The sequence below is a fragment of the Curtobacterium sp. A7_M15 genome, from assembly GCF_030705415.1.
Classification (GTDB): Bacteria; Actinomycetota; Actinomycetes; order Actinomycetales; family Microbacteriaceae; genus Curtobacterium.
This window is the reverse complement of sequence record NZ_JAUZED010000034.1, coordinates 1-24,214: the sequence shown is the minus strand read 5'-3', so window position 1 is coordinate 24,214 and position 24,214 is coordinate 1. Positions and strand designations below refer to the sequence as shown.

Annotated in this window: 24 protein-coding genes and 1 tRNA gene; 15 read left to right on the top strand and 10 right to left on the bottom strand. The window is 71.4% G+C overall.

What is annotated here, in order from left to right:
- The first annotated feature begins 411 nt into the window (after positions 1 to 411).
- The 3 genes from mmsA (at position 412) to Q7F20_RS08460 (ending at position 4,406) form a co-directional block, all read left to right on the top strand.
- Positions 412 to 1,935: a multiple monosaccharide ABC transporter ATP-binding protein gene (gene mmsA / locus Q7F20_RS08470; RefSeq protein WP_305739682.1), complete on the top strand. Its 1,524-nt coding sequence runs from the start codon at positions 412 to 414 to the stop codon at positions 1,933 to 1,935.
- Positions 1,932 to 3,224 carry a multiple monosaccharide ABC transporter permease gene (mmsB, locus tag Q7F20_RS08465; RefSeq protein ID WP_305739672.1) on the top strand — a complete coding sequence of 431 codons (1,293 nt, stop codon included), beginning with the start codon at positions 1,932 to 1,934 and terminating at the stop codon, positions 3,222 to 3,224. Before mmsA ends, mmsB begins: the two co-directional genes overlap by 4 nt.
- A gap of 78 nt (positions 3,225 to 3,302) precedes the next feature.
- Complete coding sequence (locus Q7F20_RS08460) at positions 3,303 to 4,406, top strand: sugar-binding protein (RefSeq protein WP_305739671.1); 1,104 nt, start codon at positions 3,303 to 3,305, stop codon at positions 4,404 to 4,406.
- Between the two features lie 259 nt (positions 4,407 to 4,665).
- Here Q7F20_RS08460 and Q7F20_RS08455 read toward each other — a convergent pair whose 3' ends face one another.
- From Q7F20_RS08455 to dcd, 3 genes are all read right to left on the bottom strand, one after another.
- Positions 4,666 to 5,001, bottom strand: coding sequence for a DUF86 domain-containing protein (locus tag Q7F20_RS08455; RefSeq protein WP_305739670.1), 336 nt, complete (start codon positions 4,999 to 5,001; stop codon positions 4,666 to 4,668).
- A complete protein-coding gene (locus Q7F20_RS08450) occupies positions 4,998 to 5,513 on the bottom strand; it encodes an XRE family transcriptional regulator (protein WP_305739669.1) in 516 nt (171 codons plus the stop codon). The genes Q7F20_RS08455 and Q7F20_RS08450 overlap by 4 nt, the downstream gene beginning before the upstream one ends.
- Positions 5,514 to 5,611: 98 nt before the next feature.
- Entirely contained in the window at positions 5,612 to 6,199 is a 588-nt protein-coding gene (gene dcd / locus Q7F20_RS08445) for a dCTP deaminase (protein ID WP_305739668.1), read from the bottom strand.
- 88 nt (positions 6,200 to 6,287) lie between these two features.
- Here dcd and Q7F20_RS08440 point away from each other — a divergent pair, with 88 nt between their 5' ends.
- Positions 6,288 to 7,379 (top strand): GNAT family N-acetyltransferase, encoded by a 1,092-nt coding sequence (locus Q7F20_RS08440; protein ID WP_305739667.1) that lies wholly within the window; start codon positions 6,288 to 6,290, stop codon positions 7,377 to 7,379.
- A 78-nt stretch (positions 7,380 to 7,457) separates the two neighbouring features.
- On the top strand, positions 7,458 to 9,503 hold the full coding sequence (locus Q7F20_RS08435; RefSeq protein WP_305739666.1) for a cytochrome c oxidase assembly protein: 2,046 nt from the start codon (positions 7,458 to 7,460) through the stop codon (positions 9,501 to 9,503).
- Positions 9,504 to 9,524: 21 nt separating this feature from the next.
- Here Q7F20_RS08435 and Q7F20_RS08430 read toward each other — a convergent pair whose 3' ends face one another.
- Together Q7F20_RS08430 and Q7F20_RS08425 are read right to left on the bottom strand one after the other, a co-directional pair.
- Positions 9,525 to 9,872: a hypothetical protein gene (locus Q7F20_RS08430; protein ID WP_305739665.1), complete on the bottom strand. Its 348-nt coding sequence runs from the start codon at positions 9,870 to 9,872 to the stop codon at positions 9,525 to 9,527.
- Complete coding sequence (locus Q7F20_RS08425) at positions 9,862 to 10,929, bottom strand: DUF6177 family protein (RefSeq protein ID WP_305739664.1); 1,068 nt, start codon at positions 10,927 to 10,929, stop codon at positions 9,862 to 9,864. The genes Q7F20_RS08430 and Q7F20_RS08425 overlap by 11 nt, the downstream gene beginning before the upstream one ends.
- A 210-nt stretch (positions 10,930 to 11,139) precedes the next feature.
- On the opposite strand from Q7F20_RS08425, the gene Q7F20_RS08420 reads away from it, so the two are divergent.
- A tRNA-Gly gene (locus Q7F20_RS08420) sits at positions 11,140 to 11,210 on the top strand.
- A 104-nt stretch (positions 11,211 to 11,314) separates the two neighbouring features.
- Here the strand turns inward: Q7F20_RS08420 and Q7F20_RS08415 are convergent.
- Positions 11,315 to 11,623 (bottom strand): hypothetical protein, encoded by a 309-nt coding sequence (locus Q7F20_RS08415; RefSeq protein ID WP_305739663.1) that lies wholly within the window; start codon positions 11,621 to 11,623, stop codon positions 11,315 to 11,317.
- A 200-nt stretch (positions 11,624 to 11,823) separates the two neighbouring features.
- Here Q7F20_RS08415 and Q7F20_RS08410 point away from each other — a divergent pair, with 200 nt between their 5' ends.
- The 7 genes from Q7F20_RS08410 (at position 11,824) to Q7F20_RS08380 (ending at position 19,377) form a co-directional block, all read left to right on the top strand.
- Entirely contained in the window at positions 11,824 to 12,270 is a 447-nt protein-coding gene (locus Q7F20_RS08410) for a MarR family winged helix-turn-helix transcriptional regulator (protein WP_305739662.1), read from the top strand.
- An 86-nt stretch (positions 12,271 to 12,356) separates the two neighbouring features.
- The gene (gene bla / locus Q7F20_RS08405; RefSeq protein WP_305739661.1) at positions 12,357 to 13,298 is read left to right on the top strand and encodes a class A beta-lactamase; all 942 of its coding nucleotides are present in this window, start codon (positions 12,357 to 12,359) and stop codon (positions 13,296 to 13,298) included.
- A gap of 31 nt (positions 13,299 to 13,329) precedes the next feature.
- Positions 13,330 to 14,466: an FAD-dependent oxidoreductase gene (locus Q7F20_RS08400; RefSeq protein WP_305739660.1), complete on the top strand. Its 1,137-nt coding sequence runs from the start codon at positions 13,330 to 13,332 to the stop codon at positions 14,464 to 14,466.
- On the top strand, positions 14,463 to 15,818 hold the full coding sequence (locus Q7F20_RS08395; protein ID WP_305739659.1) for a M20/M25/M40 family metallo-hydrolase: 1,356 nt from the start codon (positions 14,463 to 14,465) through the stop codon (positions 15,816 to 15,818). The genes Q7F20_RS08400 and Q7F20_RS08395 overlap by 4 nt, the downstream gene beginning before the upstream one ends.
- A 178-nt stretch (positions 15,819 to 15,996) precedes the next feature.
- Complete coding sequence (locus tag Q7F20_RS08390) at positions 15,997 to 17,112, top strand: glycerate kinase (protein WP_305739658.1); 1,116 nt, start codon at positions 15,997 to 15,999, stop codon at positions 17,110 to 17,112.
- A 113-nt stretch (positions 17,113 to 17,225) separates the two neighbouring features.
- Positions 17,226 to 18,272 carry an NAD(P)-dependent alcohol dehydrogenase gene (locus Q7F20_RS08385; RefSeq protein ID WP_305739657.1) on the top strand — a complete coding sequence of 349 codons (1,047 nt, stop codon included), beginning with the start codon at positions 17,226 to 17,228 and terminating at the stop codon, positions 18,270 to 18,272.
- Between the two features lie 145 nt (positions 18,273 to 18,417).
- On the top strand, positions 18,418 to 19,377 hold the full coding sequence (locus Q7F20_RS08380; protein WP_305739656.1) for a helix-turn-helix transcriptional regulator: 960 nt from the start codon (positions 18,418 to 18,420) through the stop codon (positions 19,375 to 19,377).
- On the opposite strand, the gene Q7F20_RS08375 is transcribed toward Q7F20_RS08380, so the two are convergent.
- The 4 genes from Q7F20_RS08375 to Q7F20_RS08360 form a co-directional block, all read right to left on the bottom strand.
- Positions 19,374 to 20,774: a hypothetical protein gene (locus Q7F20_RS08375; protein WP_305739655.1), complete on the bottom strand. Its 1,401-nt coding sequence runs from the start codon at positions 20,772 to 20,774 to the stop codon at positions 19,374 to 19,376. The genes Q7F20_RS08380 and Q7F20_RS08375 overlap by 4 nt on opposite strands.
- Positions 20,764 to 21,543, bottom strand: a complete 780-nt coding sequence (locus Q7F20_RS08370) for a TIGR03943 family protein (RefSeq protein WP_305739654.1) — start codon at positions 21,541 to 21,543, stop codon at positions 20,764 to 20,766. Before Q7F20_RS08370 ends, Q7F20_RS08375 begins: the two co-directional genes overlap by 11 nt.
- Positions 21,530 to 22,561: a permease gene (locus tag Q7F20_RS08365; RefSeq protein WP_305739653.1), complete on the bottom strand. Its 1,032-nt coding sequence runs from the start codon at positions 22,559 to 22,561 to the stop codon at positions 21,530 to 21,532. The genes Q7F20_RS08370 and Q7F20_RS08365 overlap by 14 nt, the downstream gene beginning before the upstream one ends.
- An 88-nt stretch (positions 22,562 to 22,649) precedes the next feature.
- The gene (locus Q7F20_RS08360; RefSeq protein WP_305739652.1) at positions 22,650 to 23,228 is read right to left on the bottom strand and encodes a TetR/AcrR family transcriptional regulator; all 579 of its coding nucleotides are present in this window, start codon (positions 23,226 to 23,228) and stop codon (positions 22,650 to 22,652) included.
- A gap of 97 nt (positions 23,229 to 23,325) precedes the next feature.
- On the opposite strand from Q7F20_RS08360, the gene Q7F20_RS08355 reads away from it, so the two are divergent.
- Together Q7F20_RS08355 and Q7F20_RS08350 are read left to right on the top strand one after the other, a co-directional pair.
- A complete protein-coding gene (locus tag Q7F20_RS08355; RefSeq protein WP_305739651.1) occupies positions 23,326 to 23,640 on the top strand; it encodes a multidrug efflux SMR transporter in 315 nt (104 codons plus the stop codon).
- Between the two features lies 1 nt (position 23,641).
- Positions 23,642 to 24,046 (top strand): multidrug efflux SMR transporter, encoded by a 405-nt coding sequence (locus Q7F20_RS08350; RefSeq protein ID WP_305739650.1) that lies wholly within the window; start codon positions 23,642 to 23,644, stop codon positions 24,044 to 24,046.
- Positions 24,047 to 24,214 lie beyond the last annotated feature (168 nt).

Sequence of the window (24,214 nt, the reverse complement as noted above, 5' to 3'; positions counted from 1 at the left end):
TCGTTCCGCAGCTCGTGGTGCGCGGATCCACCGGCGCCCCGCGCAAGCGCTGAGCACCCGTCCCGCACGCCCCCCCGGGTACCCCAACGCGGGGGACGTGCGGACCCCCGTTCCGCCAGATCACGCGGCCCGTTACACAAACGCGACCAAACCGAATTGACAGGCGCGCCGATCCCGTGCGTAGTATTACCTCCGTTCCGCCGATGTGAACGGTCACATGACCGTCTTGACGCGGGACTCCGGACGCGACAACGGAGTCCACACAGGCCTCCTGTGCCTTCGCTGCCGCTCGCAGAACCACCCGAAGGACTGCCGCATCGCAGCGGCAGAAGGAGATGCACCGTGGCGTCAACCCCGATCGACACCGGACTTCAGACCCGGTCGATCACCGCACCCGAGACGATCCTCGAGATGCGCTCGATCACCAAGGAGTTCCCTGGTGTCAAGGCGCTGTCCGACGTCTCGCTCAGCGTCCGTGCCGGCGAGATCCACGCGATCTGCGGCGAGAACGGCGCGGGCAAGTCGACCCTCATGAAGGTCCTTTCCGGCGTCTACCCGTACGGCACCTACGACGGCGAGATCGTCTACGAGGGCGAAGAGGTCCGGTTCAAGGACATCAAGCAGTCAGAGCAGGCCGGCATCGTGATCATCCACCAGGAGCTCGCGCTGATCCCGGAGCTCTCGATCACCGAGAACCTGTTCCTCGGCAACGAGCCGGGCAAGTTCGGCGTCATCGACTGGACGAGCGCCCAGCTCCGCGCGCAGGACCTGCTCGCCCGTGTCGGCCTCGACGAGGACCCGGACACGCAGATCAAGAACATCGGCGTCGGCAAGCAGCAGCTCGTGGAGATCGCGAAGGCCCTGCACAAGGACGTCAAGCTCCTCATCCTCGACGAGCCGACCGCGGCGCTGAACGAGAACGACTCGCAGCACCTCCTCGACCTCATCGTCGGGCTGAAGGCCAAGGGCATCTCGAGCATCATCATCAGCCACAAGCTGAACGAGATCGAGCAGATCGCCGACGAGATCACGATCATCCGCGACGGCAAGACCATCGAGACGCTGAACGTCAAGGGCGACGGCGTCAACGAGGACCGCATCATCCGCGGGATGGTCGGCCGGTCGCTCGAGAGCCGCTTCCCGGACCGCACGCCGAAGATCGGCGAGACGTTCTTCGAGGTCCGCGACTGGACCGTGCAGCACCCACTCGACTCTTCGCGCCTGGTCTGCAAGGGCTCGAACTTCCACGTGAAGCGCGGCGAGATCGTCGGCTTCGCGGGCCTGATGGGCGCCGGCCGCACCGAACTCGCGATGAGCATCTTCGGCCGCTCCTACGGCACCTGGCTCGGCGGCGAGATCATCAAGGACGGCAAGCCGATCGAGGTCAAGAACGTCCAGCAGGCGATCGAGCACGGCATCGGCTACGTCTCCGAGGACCGCAAGGCGCTCGGCCTCAACCTGCTCGACACGGTCAAGCGCTCCACGGTCGCAGCCGACCTGCCGAAGATCTCGAAGGCCGGCGTCGTGGACTCCCTCGAGGAGTACAACGTCGCCGAGAAGTACCGGAAGCTGCTCCGCACGAAGGTGCCGACCGTCGAGGAGAACGTCGGCAAGCTCTCCGGCGGCAACCAGCAGAAGGTCGTCCTGTCGAAGTGGATGTTCACCGACCCGGACATCCTCATCCTCGACGAACCGACCCGCGGCATCGACGTGGGCGCGAAGTTCGAGATCTACGGCATCATCCAGCAGCTCGCGGCAGAGGGGAAGGGCATCATCCTCATCTCCTCCGAGCTCCCCGAACTCCTCGGCCTCTCCGACCGGATCTACACGATCTTCGAGGGCCAGATCACGGCCGACATCCCCTCGGGCCAGGCCGATCCAGAAACGCTCATGCGCAGCATGACCTCCGCGCGGAAGGGCGCTCCCGTCTCATGAAGAACCTGAAACTGCTGTTCGGCAAGGGCAACAGCATCGGCCAGTACGGCATGATCATCGCGTTGATCGCCATCGTGATCTTCTTCTCGATCACGACGAACGGGCTCATCCTCGAGCCGACGAACGTCATCAACCTGTTCCTGCAGTACTCCTACATCCTCATCCTCGCGCTGGGGATGGTGATGGTGATCATCGCCGGCCACATCGACCTGTCCGTCGGTTCGGTCGCGGCGTTCGTCGGCATCATCGTCGCGCAGTCGATGTCCGTCTGGCACTGGCCGGCGTGGGCCGCGATCATCCTCGGTCTCGCCGTCGGCGCCCTCGTCGGTGCGTGGCAGGGCTTCTGGGTGGCGTTCGTCCGGGTCCCCGCGTTCATCGTGACGCTCGCCGGTCAGCTCATCTTCCGCGGTGCGAACCAGATCATCGGTCAGTCGACCTCGGTCCCGACCCCCGACTCGTACAACACGATCGGTGCCGGCTACCTCGGCGACTTCGGTCCCGACTTCGGCTACTCGAACGGCACGCTGCTCATCGGCCTGGCCACCATCATCGCGCTCATCGTCATCGAGGCCCGCGGCCGCTCGCGTCGCAAGAAGATGCAGGCCGAGGTCCCGCCGCTCTGGGTGTCGATCGTCCGCACCGGCATCCTCGTCGCCGTCACGCTCGTGGCGACCTACCTGTTCGGCGCCGGTCCTGTCGGTACCTCGATCCCGATCGTCGCGATCATCCTCGGCGTCCTGACGATCATCTACGGCTTCATCACGAAGAACACGATCTTCGGTCGCCAGGTGTACGCGGTCGGCGGCAACGCGAGCGCGGCGGTGCTCTCCGGTGTCAGCGCCCGCAAGGTCAACTTCTTCGTCATGGCGAACATGTCCGTGCTCGCCGCGGTGGCCGGCATGGTGTTCGTCGGCTACTCGAACGCCTCGGGTCCCGCTGACGGCACCGGCTGGGAGCTCGACGCGATCGCCGCCGTGTTCGTCGGTGGCGCTGCGGTCGCGGGTGGCATCGGGACGATCTCCGGGTCGATCATCGGTGGCCTCGTGATGGCGCTCCTGTCGAACGGCCTGCAGCTCATGGGCATCGAGTCGAACAAGGTCCAGATCATCCGTGGTCTCGTCCTCCTCGTCGCGGTCGCCTTCGACGTCTACTCGAAGTCCCAGGGACGTCCGTCGCTCATCGGCGGCATGATGCGGCAGTTCCAGCGGAAGGACACCGAGCAGAACACGGTGGCGGCCCAGCAACCGCGGTCCATCGAGGACCAGCCGGAGAAGGTCAACACCCAGTAAAGACGTGGTGCCCCGGGCGACCGGGGCACACGAACCCCTCACCACAGCACCACCCCTCAACGAAGAGAAAGCAATCTCATGCGCAAGAAGCTCATCGCCGGCATCGGCCTGGCCCTCGTCGCGGGCCTCGCCCTCAGCGGCTGCTCCGCACGCGGCACCTCCGGCTCGGACTCCGCCAGCACGGAGATCAAGAAGGGTGACCTGATCGGTGTCGCCCTGCCGGCCAAGACCTCGCAGAACTGGGTGCTCGCGGGCGCCGCGTTCGAGAAGTCGATCGAGGACGCCGGCTTCAAGGCCGACATCCAGTACGCCAACGCCGGCAACCCCGTCCCGGACCAGCAGTCGCAGATCTCGGGCATGGTCACCAAGGGCGCCAAGGTCGTCATCATCGGCGCCGCCGACGGTTCGCAGCTCGGCTCGCAGGTCAAGGCCGCCAAGGCCAAGGGCGTCACCGTCATCGCCTGGGACCGCAACATCCTCAACACGAAGAACGTCGACTACTACGTGGCGTTCAACAACTACAAGGTCGGTCAGCTGCAGGCGCAGGCGCTCCTCGACGGCCTCAAGGCCGAGAAGGGCGACGGCCCCTACAACATCGAGCTCTTCGCCGGTTCGGCCGACGACGCCAACGCCACCGTGTTCTTCAACGGTGCGATGAGCGTGCTCGAGCCGAAGATCAAGGACGGCACCGTCAAGGTCGTGTCCGGCCAGGAGACCTTCCAGAAGGTCCAGACCAAGGGCTGGCTCGCGCAGAACGCCCAGTCGCGCATGACGGACCTGCTCTCGCAGTACTACTCGGGTGACACCAAGCTCGACGGCGTCCTGTCGCCGAACGACACCCTCGCCCGTGCGATCCTGACCGCGACGAAGGCGGCCGGCAAGCCGAACCCCGTCGTCACCGGCCAGGACTCGGAGACCGCGTCGATCCCGCTCATCATGCAGGGCACGCAGTACTCGACCATCTACAAGAACACCACCGAAGAGGCCCAGGCCGCCATCGACCTGGTGTCCGACCTGTCGAAGGGCAACAAGCCCGACACGAAGATCGACAAGACGAACAACTACAACGGCGTGAAGACGGTCCCGGCGATCGAGCTCACCCCGATCCTCGTCACCAAGGAGAACGCGGTCGAGGCCTACAAGGGCAACGACACCCTCGAGGCACTCGCCAAGAAGGGCTGATCTCCCGAGATCACACGACGACGGCCCCGTCTCGCTCCGGCGAGACGGGGCCGTCCCGCGTTCGCGGCGCGCTGGTTCCTCATGGGCGCTGACCGTTCTGGTCCACGGAACCCGGGGATCGCGAACCGGAACGGTCAGCGCCGCGACCGGGAACGTCCTCCGGCTGCGCACGGGTCGGACAGGAGGCGCGGTGCGGGGCCGACCCGCGCCTCCCGTCCGTCAGTCGCTCGCGTTCACCGCACCGACCGCGCTCCGTCGGTCAGCGCGCCACGTGCGCGGCGCGCAGGCGGCGCACCGCCTCGCAGAGTGACGGCACGTCCACCCGCGCCGTGCCGAAGACGACCGCAGGCGTCGTGTCGAAGTACCGCCGGGTGAGGCGTTCGCCGAGCAGGGAGACCCGTGCCCACGGGATGCTCGGCTCGGTCGACGTCACCGCGCTCGGGAGCATCCGCACGGCCTCGCCGATCTCGACGAGTCGCATCCGGACCGCGTCGTAGACGAGGCCCTCCGGCAGCGCTTCGTCGTCGACGTACTCGCGGATCACCCCGCACGCGCGGATCACGTCGTCGAGCCGGTCCCCCACGTCACGGCTCACAGCGGCACCGCGTCCTGGACGGCGTCGGCGCCCATACCGGCGGCGTCCACCACGTCGACGCGCACGCCGAGGAGCTGCTCGGCCTCGTCCTGGATCCGCATGAGTGCGAAGATGCCGAGTCCGGGATCGAGGTCCACCATGAGGTCGACGTCGCTCGCCGGGCCGTCCTCGCCCCGGGCCACGCTGCCGAAGAGCCTCGGGTTGCGGCCGCCGAGGCGCTGCACGATCGCGACGAGTTCCCGCCGAGCGGCCATCACGCGGTCCCGGAGCGGCGGCGGCTCCTCGACCGGGTGCAGGTCGATCGCTGCCGTGAACCCCGCTGCGAGCAGGAGTCGCTGCAGCGCGGCCAGGGACGGCTCGCGGCGTCCGTTCTCGTAGGTGCTGATGACGCTCTGCGTGACGCCGGCGCGGTCGGCGAGCTGCACCTGGGTGAGTTCGGCGCGGAGCCGGGCGTCCCGGATGAGCCCGGCTGCCGACACTGGCGGCGCGGGTCGTGGGAGTACTGCTGACATGCGGCCACGATACACAGAATGCGACATTTCTTTACGCACATTCCGCGGTTCGGAGCGTCACCGCCGGAAGATCGCGACGGGCGATATTTCCCAGCGCGTTACGCCCGGCGGGAGACGTCCGTCCGCAGGAAGTTCTGCGCCGAGCGGGACGGCGTCGGACCGCGCTGCCCCTGGTACCGCGACTGGTACTCGGCCGACCCGTAGGGCTTGTCGGCCGGGCTCGAGAGCTGGAAGAAGCAGAGCTGGCCGATCTTCATGCCCGGCCAGAGCTTGATCGGCAGGGTCGCCACGTTCGAGAGCTCGAGCGTCACGTGACCGGAGAAGCCCGGGTCGATGAAGCCCGCCGTCGAGTGCGTCAGCAGGCCGAGTCGTCCGAGCGAGCTCTTGCCCTCGAGCCGCGCCGCGATGTCGTCGGGCAGCGTGACGACCTCGTACGTCGACCCGAGCACGAACTCCCCCGGGTGCAGGACGAACGCCTCGTCCGGGTCGGTCTCGACCAGTCGGGTGAGGTCGGGCTGGTCGACCGCCGGGTCGATGTGCGGGTACTTGTGGTTGTCGAACAACCGGAAGAACTTGTCGAGCCGGACGTCGATGCTCGACGGCTGCACGAGGGAGGCGTCGTACGGGTCGAGGCCGATCCGGCCATCGGCGAGCTGGGCGGTGATGTCGCGGTCGGAGAGCAGCACCCGACGAGCCTAGCGGCAGCGGAACGGCGCCGGTAAGCTGTGAGGCTGCCCAGCGTCGGGCGGCGTCACACGGCCAGGAGGAACCGACATGACCGCGTACACCGTGCACGAGCTCGACGTGCCCAGCACCGTGGACGACGACCCCGGGACGGTCGCCGCCTTCCGCGACTGGGTCCGTGTGCAGAACGCCGCAGAGGTCGCCGTCACCGGGCTGCCCGAGATCCTCTGGACACCCGAGGAACAGCTCCCGTACCTGCTCGACCCCGAGGCCCCGAGCCGTCTCTTCGTGGTGCGCGATCCCAGCGGTGACGTCGTGGCCGCCGGCTCCTACGACACGAAGCGGGCCCCGGGGACGCCCAACTGCTGGATCGCGGTCGCCGTCGCGCCCGACCACCAGCGGCGGGGCATCGGAACGCTGCTGGCGCAACACCTCGAGCGGGTCGCCCGCGACGACGGTCGCACCCAGTGGAAGACCTACGCGGTGTCACGGCAGGTGGGGCCGGCGACCGGGCCCGGGTACCTCGTCCCACCCACCGGCCACGGGGCGGTGCCCGAGGACGAAGCGGGTGCCCGGTTCCTGACCGGCCGCGGTTGGCGCTTCGGGCAGGTCAACCGGATCAGTCGCCTGGCGCTGCCGGCCGACCAGTCCGTCGTGCGGGAGCTCCACGACCGAGCTGCGGCTGCCGCCGGGCCCGACCACCGGGTGCACTCCTGGGCGGGACCGACACCCGAGCGGTGGCTCGACGGCATCGCACTGCTCGAGACACGGATGAGCACCGATGCGCCCGAGGGCGACATGCAGGAGCCGGAGGACGTCTGGACGCGCGAGCGCCTGCAGGAGCACGAGGCGCAGCTGCAGCGCTCCCCGCGGACGATGCTCACCGTCGCGGTCGAGCACGTCCCGACGACCACCTTGGCCGGTTTCACCCAGTTGGCAGTGCCGGACGCCGTCCACCAGCCGGTCATGCAGGGCGACACCCTCGTCCTGCGGGAGCACCGCGGGCACCGGCTCGGCTGGCTCCTCAAGGTCGTCGGGATCGAACGCGTCGAGCAGGACTTTCCGGGGCACCCCTCGATCATCACCTTCAACGCGGAGGAGAACCGCCCGATGCTCGACGTCAACGAAGCGGTCGGGTTCGTCGGTGTCGGGAGCGAGGGGATCTGGGAGCGACGCGTCTGACGTGAGCTGAGGCGGGCCGCAGCCGGAGCGCGCGACGCACGCCGCGCCTCCAGTCAGGGCACCTACGATTGGACGGTCATGACCGTCACGTCACCCGAAACCCAGCCAGGAGGCGCGGCGCCGGAATCGGCCCCCGTCACCGCGCGCACGTCCACCGTCGCGACGGTCCTCGTCGTCGCCGTCCCGCTCGCGGTGGCGTGCTCGATCCTCGGGATGACGCTCACCGGCGCCTTCACCGCGAACCAGCAACTGGTGTCGGCGGGTGACCTCGTCGAGTACGGACTGCCCGTCGCCCGCGTGGTGCACGACACCATGGCGGCGCTGACGATCGGGCTGCTCGTCGTCGCGGCGTTCGCGCTGCCGGCGCAGAAGAAGGACCACCGGGCGATGTCGAGCGTGCAGCACCGCGCCGCACGGTGGGCCGCCGCGACGGGTTCGGTGTGGTTCCTCGCGGCCGTGGTGGGCATCGTCCTGACGGGCGCGAACACCCTCGGGGTGCCGCTCACGAACCCGGTGTTCGCGCGGAACTTCACGCTCTTCGCGTTCCAGGTCGAGATCGGCCAGGCGCTCGTGGTGTCGGCGGCGGCGATCCTCGTCGCGACCGTGGTCGCCGCGTTCGCGACGCGGGTGACGACGCTCGCGGTGGCCACCGTCGCCGGGCTCTTCGCGCTGCTGCCGCTCGCGCTGTCCGGGCACGCGGCTGGGTCGCTCGAGCACGCCAACGCGGTGAACTCGCTCGCGGTGCACCTCGTCGCCGTGTGCGTCTGGGCGGGTGGCCTCGTCGCCGTGCTCGTCCTGCGCACGCGGACGAAGGGCGCCACCGGGCGGGTCGTGTCGCGGTACTCGACGCTCGCCGGGTGGGCGTTCGCGGCGGTCGCGTTCTCGGGCATCGTGAACGCGTCGCTCCGTCTGACCGGCCCGCTCGACCTGTTCACGACGACGTACGGGTGGCTCATCACGGTCAAGGCCGTCATCCTCGTGCTGCTCGGGCTCGCCGGGGTCGTCCAGCGGCGGCGGCTCGTGCCGGGGCTCCTCCGGGCACCCCTCGACCGCCGGGTGTTCGTGCGGTTCGCCCTCGCCGAGATCGTGTTCATGGCGATCGCGATCGGGGTCTCCGTCGCCGTCAGCCGTTCGCAGCCGCCGATCCCGCAGACGCCGGAGACCGGGGACGACACCCGTTCCGGGCTCATCGGGTTCCCGTACCCGCCCGCGCAGACCGTGCAGACGTACCTGACGCAGTGGCACGTCGACTGGGTGTGGCTCGCGCTCGCGGTCGTCGGGGCCGGCTGGTACCTGCTCGCCGTGCGCAAGCTCCGGAAGCGTGGCGACAAGTGGCCGGTGGGTCGGACGATCGCGTGGCTGCTCGGGTGCGCGCTGTTCATCTGGACGACCTCGGCCGGCCCGGCGGTCTACGGGATGATCCACTTCTCGTCGCACATGCTCCAGCACATGCTGCTCATGATGTTCGTGCCGCTGCCGCTCGTGCTCGGCGGCCCGGTGCTCCTCGCGCTGCGGACCCTGCCCGTCCGGAACGACGGCTCGCGCGGTGCCCGTGAGTGGCTCATGCTCTTCACGCACTCGCGGTACATGCAGTTCCTCGCGAAGCCGGCCGTCGCCGGGGTGATCTTCGCCGGGTCCCTCGTGGTGTTCTACTTCACGCCCGCCTACCAGTACGCGATGCAGTCGCACGAGTGGCACGTGGCGATGGTCGTGCACTTCGTGTTCAGCGGCTACCTGTTCTTCTGGGTGTTCGTCGGCGTCGACCCGGGTCCGAAGCGTCCGCAGTACCCGATCCTGATCATCGCCCTGCTCGCGACCCTGGCGTTCCACGCGTTCTTCGGCGTCGCGGTGATGACCTCGGAGTCGGTCTTCGCGATCGACTGGTTCCACGCCCTCGGGCAGACGAACGACGCCGCGCTCCTGGCCGACCAGCACACCGGCGGGGGGATCGCGTGGGGAGCGTCCGAGCTCCCGATGGTGTTCGTCGCGCTGCTCGTCGTGCGCAACTGGGTGAAGTCGGACACCCGCGACGCGAAGCGCCTCGACCGCAAGGCGGAGCGGGACGGGGACGCGGACCTCAAGGCGTACAACGAGCGCCTCGCTGCGATGCACGAGCGCGACTGACGCGGCACGCGGCCGCGGCGCTCAGTCGCCGTGGACGATGCAGACCGCGTCGAGGTCCAGCGCGGCCTCGAGCGCGGCGGAGATCCCGGACTCGCCGTCCGCCCCCTCGGGCGTCACGGTGTCCACCCACCACAGCGGCGTCGACAGGGTCGGGGCATCCGGGAGGATCCGCTCGACCTCGTCGAGGGCATCCACCCGCCGCACCCCGAGCACGGTGATGACGGGGTGCGTGGCATCGCGACAGACCTGCATCATCGGACCGTCGTCGAGCGCCCGGACGCCCCAGGACTCGTCGTGCAGGAGCAGTGCTTCGGCGACGTCGCGCGACTCGACCGGTCCTCGGCACAGCAGGGTGACGTCACGGGGCACGGTGACCGCCGTACACGTGCGAGCCGTCCCCGACGTGCCCGTCCAACGTGCCCTCGTCGTGGGCGGGGTCGAGCGGGGCTCCCCCGACGAGCTGCAGGAAGCGGTCCTCGTCGATGCGGTCGAGGAAGGCCTCGAGCGCTTCCCAGCCGTCGTCGAACCGCACGACGAGCCCGCCGCCGCCGAACGTCGAGGTGGACGTGCGCGGCGGGGGCCAGACGCCGTCCCGGTCGAGGAACTCGGTCGCCTCGGGCCCCACCACGACGGCCAGCGGCGCCGGCTCGCCGTGCGAGACCGCGCGGACGAGGTGGTCGGCGTCGCCACGGCGCTGCATCACGACGCCGAAGACCGGCTCGACGTCCTCGGCGACGCGGTGCACGGCGTCGAGGAGCCGCGACGCGAGCGACTGGTCGGCACCGTCCTCGGGGATCGTGAGCACGGCGGACATCGTCTCGACCACCACGCCGTCGAGCAGGTGCGCGGTCATCGTCGCCGAGAAGCCCTCGCCCACGGCGTACGAGGTCGACACCGCCGGCGCCTCGTGCTTGGCGTACTGCGTGACGACCCAGCGGTCCCACGGCACGGTGAGCGGCTCCGCGGTGCCCCACCGCGTCGGACACGTGCCCACCGTCTCGCACAGCGCCTCGATCGCGGACCCGATGTCGATCGCGCGTTCGGCGTGGTGGCGCAGCGTGAGGTCGATGCTGATCTGCCGGACCGAGTCGCGCGCGACGGGGTGTTCCGGCGAGGGCGTGCCGACGAGTTCGGGACCGCGGTGCACGAAGTCCTCGATGCGGGAGGCCGCGACCCCGGTCCGTCCGTCGCGCAGCGTGCCGTCGGGGTCGGTGACGGCCCACGCCGCCCCGTACGCCCCGAGGGCGTGCCGCAGCGCCGGAGTCAGCGCGGAGCCGGGGCCGGTGCGGAGGACGACGAACCGTCCGGAGTCGGATGCCCGACGGAGCAGGGAGGCGAGCGCCTCGGTCAGCCACACCACCGGCGAAGCCGAGTCGACCACGATCGCGGGGCCGACCACGTCGTCGATGAGGGGATGCCTGACCATCCGGGTCCTCCTCGGGTTCACGGGTCGCTGAATCCACCTGGACGGTACACACGAGGGCGACACCTGTCCGTCAGACCGACCGGCTCACAGCGGAGACACGGTTCCGCCCAGGAGGCGCGGTGCGAGCGGGCAACGCCGCGCTCGGCGGGCACTCGGCTGGCGTCCAGCGCAGAATCCGCTAGGCTTGCGACGTCCCGCTTGGCGGGATGCGCGAGTGTAGTTCAATGGTAGAACTCCAGCTTCCCAAGCTGGTAGCGCGGGTTCGATTCCCGTCACTCGCTCCGACAGGGCAGCGGCGGAAAGTGTCGCGCCGACGGCTCGATCACGGCAGTGGGCCGTCCCGACGAGATCGGGACGGCCCACTGCCGTGTCAGGCTGGCCTGCCTCAGCGCAGCTGCCCGTTCGCGTCGTGACGGTCGTCGTCGGCGTCGGGCTTCCGGACGCCGGACTTCGCGATCCCACGGCTGACGATGTACGCGGCGGTGACCACGGCGACGTACAGCCACGCCTGGTCCGCCCCGAATCCGGTGTGTCCCCTGTCCGCGTTGTCCACGACGGCCGCGGCGATGAGGATCGCCACCGACACGACGAGCCAGACGTAGAACTCGGTGGTCTTGAGGGCGGACTTGGTCTCGTCCCATGTGCGGTGCACGACGGAGTCGTGCCGTGCCGGGGTGCGTGCCGTGTTCGACATGATTGCTCCTTCTCACGGACCACACCGTGCGGCCCGTGCCGGAGACAGTCGTCGTCCTCGGTTAGATACGTACTCAGATAATCCACGGTGCGCGGATTAGCATCTGCCCCAGGCGACGAGCGGAGGCGGTCATGGCAGGAGCGGAGAACCGGTCTCGGGGTGCTCGTCTGTTCCCCAGACGGCCACGGACCGCCGCGGGGGTGAGCGCCCTCGAGGGTCTGCAGGCCCTGAGCGACAGCGTGCACGAGTCGGACGAACTCGCACTCCAGTCGCTGCAGTTGCGGTCGATCGACGCGCTCGCGCTGCAGCAGCTCGTGCAAGCGGGAGCGGAGGGACGATCACTCAACCCGACGCAACTGTCCGGCCTGTTGCGCCTCACGACGGCCGGCGTGACGAAGCTCGTCGATCGGCTCGTCAGGGCAGGTCGGGCGGAGCGCCGCCCGAACCCGGACGACCGGCGTGGCATCGTCGTCATCGCGACGGACTCCGCGCAGGCCGACCTCGCTCAGGCGTACGGGCACATCCACTCCCCCGTGATGGACGCCATCGACGACCTCAGCGACGAGGACGCCGCTGTCGTGGGTCGCTTCGCCGCTCGGCTCGCGCAGGCCCTGCGGGACGAGCGGGCGATCCACGCCGCAGGCTAGACGGGGAACCGGCGGGACCGGGCAAGGTCCCGAGGTCGCCGTCCCCGGCGCGGGCAGCACCCAGGACCGCACGAGAGAGTGCTGCCATGCGCGCCACCGCTCCACTCGCCGTCGCCGCCGTGCTCGTCCTGTCCGGCTGCAGCGGTGGGACTCCGACCTCCGTCACGACCACGCGGACACCATCGCAGTCGCCGACGTCGACGCCCTCTCCGACAGCGAGCATCGGCGCCACCGAGCAGGCGACGGTCGATCGCACCCTCGCCGCCCTCGAGCAGGAGTACGACGCCACGGTGGGCGTGGTCGCGACCGACACCACCACCGGCGAGACCGTCGGGTACAACGGCGAGCGCCGCTTCGGCTACGCGTCGACCCTCAAGGTGTTCGCGGCGGCCCAGTTCCTCCGCGAGGTGCACGGCGCCGAGCGCGACACCCGGGTGCGGTGGACCGCGGCGGACGCCTCGGCTGCCGGGTACTCCCCCGTCACGAGCGAGCACGTGGACGACGGCCTGACGCTCGCCCAGCTCGCCGAGGCAGCCGTCCGGCGGAGCGACAACCTGGCGCTGAACCTCGTCCTCGACCGCATCGGCGGACCGGCGGGGCTCGACCGGGCGCTGGCCGAGCTCGGTGACCGGACGACGGAGGTCGTGCACGACGAGCCCGCCCTCAACACGATCGAACCCGGCAGCACCGCGGACACCACGACGCCGGCGGCGTTCGCGACAGCCCTCGCCACGGTGCTCGACGGGCGGACGCTCGGACGCTCGGACACCGCGCTGCTCGAGCGTTGGATGAGCGGCAACGCGACGGGTGACACTCTCGTCCGCGCGGGCGCTCCCGACGGGTGGACGGTGGCCGACAAGTCCGGCGGCGCGGGCGGCATCCGCAACGACGTCGCCCGCGTGACCCGGCCGGACGCCGGTCCGATCGTGATCGCCGTCCTCACCACCCGCAACGACCCGGAACGGGCCTACGACGACGCCCTCGTGGCGGCGACCGCGAGGACCGTCCTCGCCGCCTTCGACCGCTGAGGGCCGTGCCGCCCGGAACTACGATCGACCCATGGCACTCCCGGACCCCACACGCCACGTCGTCATCGGTGGCGGTGTGGTCGGCGCGGCGACCGCGTACGCACTCACCCTCCGCGGCGAGCGCGTCGTGCTCGTCGAACAGCACGAGCGCGGGCACCACCGGGGATCGTCGCACGGTGCGACGAGGATCTTCCGCCAGGGCTACGCCGACGCCGAGTACGTGGCACTGACCACCCGAGCACTCGCCCTGTGGGAAGCCCTCGAACGTGCCGCGGGCGAAGAGCTCATCGTCCGGACGGGTGCGGTCGACCACGGACGAGCCGAGGTCGTCGACGCGATCGCCGCGGCGCTCGCGGACGCCGGGATCCCCCACGAGACCCTCACCCCGGACGCCGCCGCCCGGCGCTGGCCCGGCATCGCGTTCGAGGGGCACGTCCTGACGCACGCGACCGCCGGACGGATCCGGTCCGACCGCGCTGTCGAGGTCTTCCTGACCCTGGCCGAGCGCACGGGGCTCGCCGAGCTCCGGTTCGACACCCGGGTCACCGCGCTCGACGACCACGGCGCCGACGTGACCGTGACGCTGTCCGACGGGACCGCGCACCGCACCCCCTCGGTGATCGCGGCCGTCGGGTCCTGGGCGCCCACGCTGGTCGGCGACCTGCTCGCGGAACGCGGGGCGCGCCTCCCGGCGATCCGTGTCACGCAGGAGCAGCCCGCCCACTTCCCCAGCCGACTGCCGGACGCCGCGTGGCCGAGCTTCGTGCACTGGGCCGACGGGGACGACGTGTACGGCCTGCTGACCCCGGGCGAGGGCGTCAAGGTCGGGTTCCACGGGACCGGCCCCGTGGTCGACCCGGACCACCGTGACTTCACCCCCGACGCGGCCGAGGCCGAGCGGCTGCAGGCGTACGTGGCGCGGTACGTGCCGGGGGTCGATGCGACGAGCCCGACGTTCATCAGCTGCCTCTACGACAACTCGCCGGACGAGGACTTCGTCATCGACCGCCGCGGGCCGATCACGGTCGCGACCGGGTTCTCCGGCCACGGCTTCAAGTTCGCTCCGCTGCTCGGCGAGGTGATCACCGACCTCGCGACCGCCAGCGCGCCGGCCCCCACGCGCTTCGCCCTGCCGACGGCGACCGAGTCGCCGGCGAGCGCCTCGTGAGCGCCGCGGACCTCCGCGCGGCCGTCCGGTCCGGCCTGCCGACCGGACTGGACACGCTCGCGGCGCTCGTCGCGATCCCGTCGGTCCCCGCCCCGGCCGTGCAGTCGCTCGACGACTGCCGCCGGGTCGCGGAGGCGGTCCGGGTGGCGTTCGCCGATCTCGGCCTGGAGGCGCGGCTCGCCACCACCGCGGACGGCTCGCAGGCGGTCATCGCCACCCACCCCGCGCCGCCCGGCGCGCCGACGGTGCTGCTGTACGCGCACCACGACGTGCAGCCGGCGGGCGACCTCGCTGCCTGGACGAGCGATCCGTGGACCCTCACGCAGCGGGACGGTCGCCTCTACGGCCGAGGTGCAGCCGACTGCAAGGGCGGGATCGTCACGCACCTCGTGGCGCTGAGAGCGTTGCTCGACGTGCACGGGGCGTTCCCGGTCGGGCTCGTCGTGGTGGTCGAGGGCTCGGAGGAGCAGGGCACCGACGGTCTCGAGCAGTACGTGGTGTCGCACGCCGCCGACTTCCGGCACGTGGACGCCGCCGTCGTGATGGACGCCGGCAACGCCGCGGTTGGTGAACCCGCGCTCGTGACGACGCTCCGGGGCACCGCCTTCGTCGAGCTCCGGGTACGGGCGTTGCGGGGCACCGTGCACTCCGGGATGTTCGGCGGGGCGGCGCCGGACGCCATCGCGGTGTTGGTCGCGCTCCTCGCCACGCTCCGGGACGAGGTCGGGGACACCACGGTCGACGGTCTCGATGCGTCCCGGACGTGGGACGGCCTGCCGTACGACGGCGACCGGTTCGCCGCCGATGCCGGCCTGCTCGACGGCGCGGTGCCGATCGGCTCTGCGGACCCGGCGTCGCAGGTCTGGGCACGTCCTGCGCTCACGGTCGTGGGCATCGACGCCCCGACGGTCGCGGGGTCCGCGCCGGCCGTCCAGGCCACCGCCGGTGCCGCGCTGAACCTCCGCGTGCCGCCGGACGTCGACCCGGCGGCGGCCGGCGAGCTGCTCGTCGCGCACCTGCTCCGCCGCGCACCGGCCGGCGTCGAGGTGACGGCGAGGGTCACCGGTGTCGGTGCCGGCTTCCGCGCGCGCGGCGGAGCGTCGTCGTCCGCGTTCCGTGCGGCGCTCTCGGAGGCGTACGAGGGCGCTCCGGTCGGCTCGCTCGGGGGCGGCGGCTCGATCCCGCTGTGCGCGACGCTCGAGCGGGCGATCCCGGACGTCGAGGTGATCCTGGCCGGGGTGTCCGAGCCGGCGGCGAACGTGCACGCGCCGGACGAGAGCGTCGACCCGTCGGAGATCGAGCACATGGCCCTGGCCGAGGCGCTCTTCCTCGCCTCGCTCGGCGCGCGCTGAGACAGACGGGCGGTGACGGCGCCGACAGAGGCAGGTTCTCCCGTTCGCCGTTGACCGTCCTGGTTCGCAGATCCCGGGTTCCGCGAACCGGAACGGTCACGGACGGAGATCGAGACCGCCTCCGGCCGGTGGCCGGCCGCGCTCCGCGTCCGGGTACCGGGAGCGCTACGGTGGTGCCGTGCGCATCGTGGTGGCTCCGGACTCGTTCAAGGGGACCGCGACCGCGGCCGATATCGCAGCCGCGGTACGCGACGGCTGGCTCGCCGAGCGTCCGGGCGACGAGGTCCTCACGGCACCGATGGCGGACGGCGGCGAGGGCACGCTCGACGCCTTCGAGACCGCTGTCCCCGGAGCCGTCCAGATGCCGATCACCGTCACCGGCCCCGCTGGCACCCCGGTCGACACGAGCTGGCTGCAGTTGCCGGACGGCCGCGCCGTGGTGGAGCTCGCCGCCACGAGCGGGCTTCCCCTGCTCCGGGCTCCCATGCCGGACGCCGCGACGAGCCGGGGGTTCGGCGAGGCGATCGCTGCCGCCCTCGACGCCGGGGCGACCGGCCTCGTGCTCGGCATCGGCGGGAGCGCCTCGACCGACGGGGGTGCCGACGCGCTGATCGGGCTGGGGGCGCTCGTGCACCGTGAGCCCGCCGTCCCCGAGCACCCGCCGCGGCTGCGTCAGGGTGCCGAGCTGCTCGACGACGTCACCGGCGTCGACACCACGTGGATGCGGCGCGTCCCGGATCACGGCGCCCTCGTGCTGACCGACGTGACCTCGCCCCTGCTCGGACCGACGGGCGCCGCCGCGGTGTTCGGTCCGCAGAAGGGCATCGCTCCCGACCGGATCGCCGCCTTCGACGCCCGGCTCGCCGCCTGGGCGCGCTGCTTCCCCGACGTGGACCCGACGACCCCCGGCGCCGGAGCGGCCGGCGGTGTCGGCTTCGGACTCCTCGCCTGGGGTGCGACGCTGGCAGGCGGAACCAGCGGCGTGGCCGAGGTGCTCGGGCTCCCGGCACTCCTCGACGGCGCCGACGTGGTCATCACCGGCGAGGGCCGGTACGACGGGCAGTCCGCCGCGGGCAAGGTGCCGAGCGTGGTGCGCGCCCTCGCGTCGGCGCACGCACCGACCGCCCGGGCGATGCTCGTGGCCGGCGCGATCGAGGCGTCGCTCGACGACTTCGACGCTGCCGCCTCGCTCACCGTGCTGGCGACGCAGACGACGGGCGAACCGGACGACGCCCTCGCCGACCCGCTGCGCTTCGCCCGGATCGCCGGCGAGCGGCTCGCCCGCCTGGCCTGACGCACGGTGCCCCGGGCTGGGGTGCCCCAACGGGACCTCCCTCCCGATGGCGCGCTCCACCACACTGGTTCCAGGGCCGGAACCGGCCTGGACGCACCACCCACGAGGAGACCATGCGCACCGTCAACGCGTACGCCGCACCGTCGGCCACCGAGCCGCTCGTCAAGACCACCATCACCCGTCGTGACGTCGGCCCGAACGACGTCGAGATCGACATCGCCTACGCCGGCATCTGCCACTCGGACATCCACACCGTCCGGGGCGAGTGGGGCGAGATCCAGTACCCGCAGGTCGTCGGCCACGAGATCGTCGGCCACGTCACGTCCGTCGGGGAGAACGTCACCAAGCACAAGGTCGGCGACCGCGTCGGCGTCGGCTGCATGGTGAACTCCTGCGGCGAGTGCGAGAACTGCGTCAAGGGCGAGGAGCAGTACTGCCTGAAGGGCAACATCCAGACCTACGCCGGCGTCGACCCCGCCGACGGCAGCATCACCCAGGGCGGCTACTCGCAGGCCGTCGTCGTGAACGAGGACTTCGTCCTCCGGGTCCCCGAATCGCTCGACATCGAGAAGGTCGCGCCGCTGCTCTGCGCCGGCATCACCACCTACTCGCCGCTGCACCACTGGGGCGTCGGCCCCGGCTCGAAGGTCGCCGTGATCGGCATGGGCGGTCTCGGCCACATGGCGGTGAAGATCGCCGTCGCGCTCGGCGCCGAGGTCACCGTCCTGTCGCAGACCACCTCGAAGCAGGAGGACTCGCTCCGCTTCGGCGCGAAGGCCCACTACGCGACGAAGGACCCGGCGACGTTCGAGGAGCTCGCGAGCTCCTTCGAGCTGATCATCAACACGGTCTCCGCGAAGATCCCGATGGGCGCGTACCTCGGCCTCCTCAAGGTCGACGGCACGCTCGTCAACGTCGGCGCTCCCGGCGAACCGCTCGAGGTCCCCGCGTTCGCGCTGATCCCGCGCCGCCTGAGCTGGGCCGGGTCCGCGATCGGCGGCATCCGCGAGACCCAGGAGATGCTCGACTTCTGCGCCGAGCACGGCATCCTGCCGGAGACCGAGCTCATCAGCGCCGACCAGATCAACGAGGCCTACGAGCGCGTCCTGTCCTCGGACGTCCGCTACCGCTTCGTGATCGACGCGGCGACGCTCGCGTAGCACGCGACCACGACCTGACGGGAGGCGCGGTACCAGCTGGCACCGCGCCTCCCGTCACGTCACCGTCTGTCCCCACAACGCGAGCCGGTCGTCCGGCTGGCGCAGCAGACGCCCCCGGAGCAGCGGTCCGCGCCAGACTCGGAGCATGAGCACCACCTCGGAGGACGGACCAGCCTCCCTCGTGTCCGTCGCCGGGACGGACACGGACGCCGCCATCGCGGACCTGGCCGGGATGTACGCGGGTCGCGCCTGGCACACCGGCCGGACCGACGGCTCGTACTGGTACCGCTACGTCGGGATCGGCGACGAACGGATGAGCATCCGGCGGTCCCAGATGCAGGGCTCGCTCCGCGGCGACGTCGCCGTCGAGGGCGAGGTCGTCGTGCAGTGGATCGACTCGGGCAGCGCCGTCGTGGACGTCGGCCGCGACGCCGTCGCGATGCAGCGGGGCATCCCGACGCTCTTCCCCGTCGAGCGACGCTTCGACGTGGAGTACCGCGACTGGGACCAGCGGCTCGTGCACCTCGACCGCGACCTCGTGCTCGACGTCGCGTCGGAGCGGTACCTCGTCGACCGCGCGGTGGACTTCGATCGATCGACACAGCCGACGGCCGAGTCGGTCGTCCGGTGGCGCGCGGCGGTCGGCACGTCGGTGCAGGCGCTCCGGACCTCCGGGACGGACTCGCTCGCCTGGCACGAGTCGCAGCGCGAGGTCGCGGCGGCGCTGCTCGACCTCTACCGCTTCCGTGCCGAGGCGGTCCCGCCCGGGTGGGGGCACCACCGCAACGCCCGCATCCGGACGGCCGTCGAGTACCTGCACGCCCACGCGCACGAACCGCTCACGGTGTCGGACGTAGCACGGGCCGCCGACCTCAGCGTGCGTGGCCTGCAGGAGGCGTTCCAGCGCACGCTCGACCGGTCGCCGATGCAGTACCTCCGCGAGGTCCGCCTCCGCCGCGCCCACGAGGACCTCGCCGCAGCGCACCTCGGCGAGGTCGCCGTCGCGGACGTGGCCGCCCGGTGGGGCTTCACGCACATGGGACGGTTCTCCGGCGAGTACCTGCGGCGGTTCGGGGAGTACCCGAAGCAGACGCTCCGCCGCTAGCCGACCTCGTCGCCGGACGGCAACGCGGCGCACCAGTCCACGGACCCGGCGTCGACGCTCGCCTCGAGCGCACCCGAGGTCGCGTCGACGATGCTCACGAGCACGCCGCCGGCCGACTTCGTCGCCACGGCGACGAACTGCCCGTTCGGGGACGGACAGACCGCGGTGACGCTCGCGTCCTCGGGGACGGTCACGGGCAGCCGGGAGGCGCGGCTCCCCTCCACGCGCAGGATCCGTTGCGCGAGTGTCCCGTCCGCACGCACGTCACCCACCACGCGCAGGTAGCCGTCGTCGGTGAGCGGCGCGATCCGGCCGAGGTACGCCGCGTCCGTGCTGCCGGCGGGCACCTGCAGCGCCGTGCGCTTCCCGTCCGCGAGGTCCAACCGGACGATCCCCGTGCCGGTCTCGACCACCGCCGTGGTCCCGGCACCGACGAAGCCGTGCAGGTACGTGGCGCTCCCCAGCCGGACGGGGTCGGTCCGTCCGCTCATGTCGACGAGCACGAGGTCGTCGCTGCCGGTGCGGACGAGGGCGCTCTCGGTGCGGGGGACGTAGGCCCACTGTCCGACGCTCATCGGCACCGCCCCCGTCCTCGGCTTCCCGCTCGCGTCGATCGCGGTCGGCAGGTGCGTGCCCGTCACGTCGACGACGTACAGGCCGACGTTGCGGGACTGCCCGGTCGAGGTGTCCGCGTACTCGAAGCCGAACGAGGCGCCGTCGTCGGCTGCGTGCAGGGCCGTGACGCGTCCCTCGGCGGTCGGGAGCGTCAGGTGCTCGACCGGGAGGTCCTCGTCCTGCACCCCGCCGGCGAGCGGCAAGATGTCGACCGACGACCCGGCGTCCGTGCCGCTCACCACGACGAGCGACCGGCCGAGGCGGACGTACTCCGAGATGTCGCTGCCCTCGTACACGGTGGTCGCGCCCCCGGCGTCGAGGGACCGGCGGACGATGCGGTCCTTGGCTCCGGGGGCACCCGGGACGAGCGCGAGCACGTCGGTGCTGCCCGTGCGGATCGTGGCACGGAGGTCGGCGGTCGCGCGCTGCCCCGGCGCCCGGACGCCGGCGACCGAGATCTCGTACGAGCGGTCGTAGGCCAGGGGTCCGGTGAACTCGACCGCGATCGTGTTGCCGCTCGACGTCACGGTGTGCGCCGCGGCCGGGCTGACCCGGACGTCCTGCGCCGACACGCGCTCGATCGCCTGGTTCGCGGTGAGGATCACGCGCTGCGCCGGACGGGAGACCAACCCGGACGCGTCGTACGACACGTCGCGCAGCCGCGGGCCCTGCTGCGTCCCGACGACCGCCGCGGCGGTGCCGACGACGACGAACACCAGCACGGTCGCGACCAGGCGACGCCGGAACCGGTTCCGGGGGCGCTCGCGCAGCTCAGTACTCATACGGGTCCTCGGGCTGCCGGATCGCCTGCACGGTGGCGGCGCGGATGACGATGCGGGCGTCCGCGGACTGGTCCGGGTTGGCGGCGAGGGCTCCGCGGACCCGGACCCACGCACCCTGGTCCGGGACCGTGGTGTCGGTGACGACCCCGATCCCGACGGGCTGCGCGTCCACCGCACAGCAGCTGATCACGAACCGGGTGAGTGTGAACGCGCCGTCCGCCCCCGGGACGACGAAGCCGGTCAGGTCGACCCGCTTGCCGACGAGCGACGTGGTGTCGGTCGTCTGCCGGATGAGGGCCGCCCAGTCCTTCACGCCGTACTCCGACGTGTCGACCGAGGTGCTGCCGAGCAGGGACACCGCGGCCTGGGACCCGGTGGCGTTCGACAGGGTGGCCGAGTCCACGCTCCGCTGCTGCGCGGTGCGGGCGGACAGCGTCGTCGGGGGCAGGACCAGCATGGCGGCGGTGACCCCGATCGTGACGAGGGCGGCCGCGGTGCTGAGGACGATCTGTGTGCGGCGAGCCGCGCCTCCTGGGCGGTGGTCGTGCCCCTCGTCGTGGTCGTGACCGTGTCCGCGCGCGATCACCACCAGGCCGGCGATCGACGCGGGCACCGCGACGGCGGCCAGCACCACCGTGAAGACCGAGTAGCGCGGGTTGATGTACAGGTCGAGGTGCCCGGCGAGGGCGAGCCAGAGGGTGCACAGCGCCACGGCGAGCACGGAGCCGAGGCCGAGGTACGACGGCAGGCGGGACTCAGACGAGGACATTCATCACCAACCCGACGGTCGCGGCGAACAGGACGCAGACGACGGCGAGCAGCACGAGGAAACGCGCACGGAACGTCGTCCGGAGCAGGGCGATCATCTTCACGTCGATGATCGGCCCGATGACGAGGAACGCGGTGATCGATCCGGGCAGGAACGTCGACGCGAAGGACAGCGCGAAGAACGCGTCGACGTTCGAGCACAGGGAGACCGTCATCGCCAGGAGCATCATCGCCGCGACGGACAGCACCGGGTTCGCGCCGATCGACACGAGCGTGGATCGGGGGACGGCGACCTGGATCGCCGCGGCGAGTCCGGCGCCGACGAACAGCGCCGGCATCATGGTCGCGGTCTCGCCGCCGAACTGCGCGGCGCTGTCCCGCCACCGGTTCCGAGACCGCGGCGCGCCGACGGCCGCTCGGCAGCGCGCCTCGAACGCGGGCAGCAGCAGCTCGGCGGGACGACGGTGCGCGGCGACGATCCAGCCGACGAGGTTCGCGATGACGAAGCCGCCGACGATGCGCACCGGCAGGATCCAGCCCGACCACCCGAACGCCTGGGCGGTGCTGATGATCACGAGCGGGTTGAGGATCGGGGCGGCGACGAGGAAGGTGACGGCCTCGGCGGGGGTGAAGCCGCGCATCATGAGGCCGCGGGCGAGCGGCACGTTCCCGCACTCGCACACCGGGAAGAGCATGCCGATCAGCGAGATCACGGCCCGCCGCGGGATCGGCCGCTGCGGCAGGACCCGTTCGAGGACGCCGACCGGGACCCATACCTCGACGACGATGGACAGCACGATGCCGAGCACCACGAACGGCAGGGACTCGACGACGACGCTGATCGCGAGCGTCAGGAAGTCCTGGACGACGTCGGGCAGGCCCGCGGTGCCGACGGCCGGCGAGAGCAGCCGGATCCCGAGCAGCACCGCGACGGCGAGCAGCACCAGCCCGGGGCCGGTGAGGCTCCGGGAGCGGGGCGCGGCGGTGGGACGCTGCTGCGGCGGCGTGGTCGTCGTCACCGGGCAAGGATAGGCGACGCGGGGTGCGCCGAGGCCGTGGCGCGGCGGGGGTGGCGCGGCGGCGCGGGGTGCGCGCCCGCTCCTGCGCTCAGCGCTGCGCGAGGCCGCCGAGGTGCCGGTCGAGCACGTCGATCGCCCAGGCGCCGGACTCCCCCGGGGCGAGCCGCACGAGGTGCATCGCCAGTCCGTCGATCAGCGCGTGCAGCCGACGGGCCTCGTACACGCGGTCGGCCTCCGGGACGCCCACGAGCGTGAGCACCTCGTCGCTCCACTCCCGCATCTCGTCGACGACCCCGTCGAGCGCCGGCCGGAGTTCGGCGTCCGTGAGGGCTGCGTTCGCGAGCGCGAGGTACACCTCGAGCTCGATGACCCGCTCGTCGTCGAGGGGCAGCAGCTCGAGCAGCATCCGGCGCGCGCGCTCGCGGGGCGGGAGTCCCGCGGGGATCGCTGCGACCCGCTCCCGGGTGCGGTCGAACACGAACGTGATGGTGTGCTCGCGCAGGCTCGACTGCGTCGGGAAGACGTAGCGGACGGTGCTCGGCGGCAGTCCCGCCTCGGCCGCGACGTTCCGTACGCTCAACGCCCCGAGGCCGTCACGGGCGAGGACCCGCCCCGCCGCCTCGGACACGGAGCGACGCCGCCCCTCGATGTCGATGCTCCTCGCCACGACGCAATACTCGCACAGTCGTACGAGTTCGTGCTACCGTGGAGCTCGTTGTCGCACAGTCGTGCGACTTTCCGGACGAGATCGAAGGGAGACCGTCATGGCGTGGGTGGTCCTCGTCCTGTCGGGCGTGCTCGAGGCGGTCTGGGCCACGGCGCTCAGCGCGTCGAACGGCTTCAAGAAGGTCGTGCCGACGATCGTGTTCGTCGTCGGCATGGTGCTCAGCATGGTGGGCCTGGCGTTCGCCATGAAGGAGATCCCGGTCGGCACCGCGTACGCGGTCTGGGTCGGCATCGGTGCGTCGCTCACCGTGATCGTCGCGATCGTCCGCCGTCACGAGGCCGCGTCCCTGGCCCGGGTGGCACTCGTGCTCGGGCTCGTCGCCTGCGTCGTCGGCCTCAAGGTGGTGAGCTGAGGTGCCGTGGATCGTCCTGTTCGTCAGCGCCGCGCTCGAGACCGTGTGGGCCACCGCCCTCGGTGCGAGCCACGGCTTCACCGAGCTCCGTCCGACGATCGTCTTCGCGATCACCATCGTGGTGAGCCTCGGGGCCTTCGGGTACGTCCTCAAGCACATCCCGATCAGCACGGCCTACGCGGTGTGGACGGGGACCGGAGCGGCGCTCACGGTCCTCTGGGGCATGGCGACCGGCGCCGAGCCCGTGACCGCACTCCGTCTGCTGTTCATCGCCGGGATCGTCGGCTGCGTGGTCGGCCTGAAGCTCGTCCCGGCGCGGCCGGCTGAGCCGGCGCAGCCCGCTGAGCCGGCAGGCCCGGTCGCGGCGGCGGCCCCCTCCGCGAAAGCGACAGATTCCCGCCGGTGATCAGCGGCAGAGTGTCGCTTCGGCGGGTGCGACCCCGCGCCATCCCTGGCAACTGTCGCTTTCGCGGACGGGTCGGCCGCCGCCCGAGACGCGACCCGACACGGACGGGAGGCGCGGGGCCCGCCGGCCCCCCGCCCCCCCGGCCGGCGTCGGGGCCCGGCGGAGACG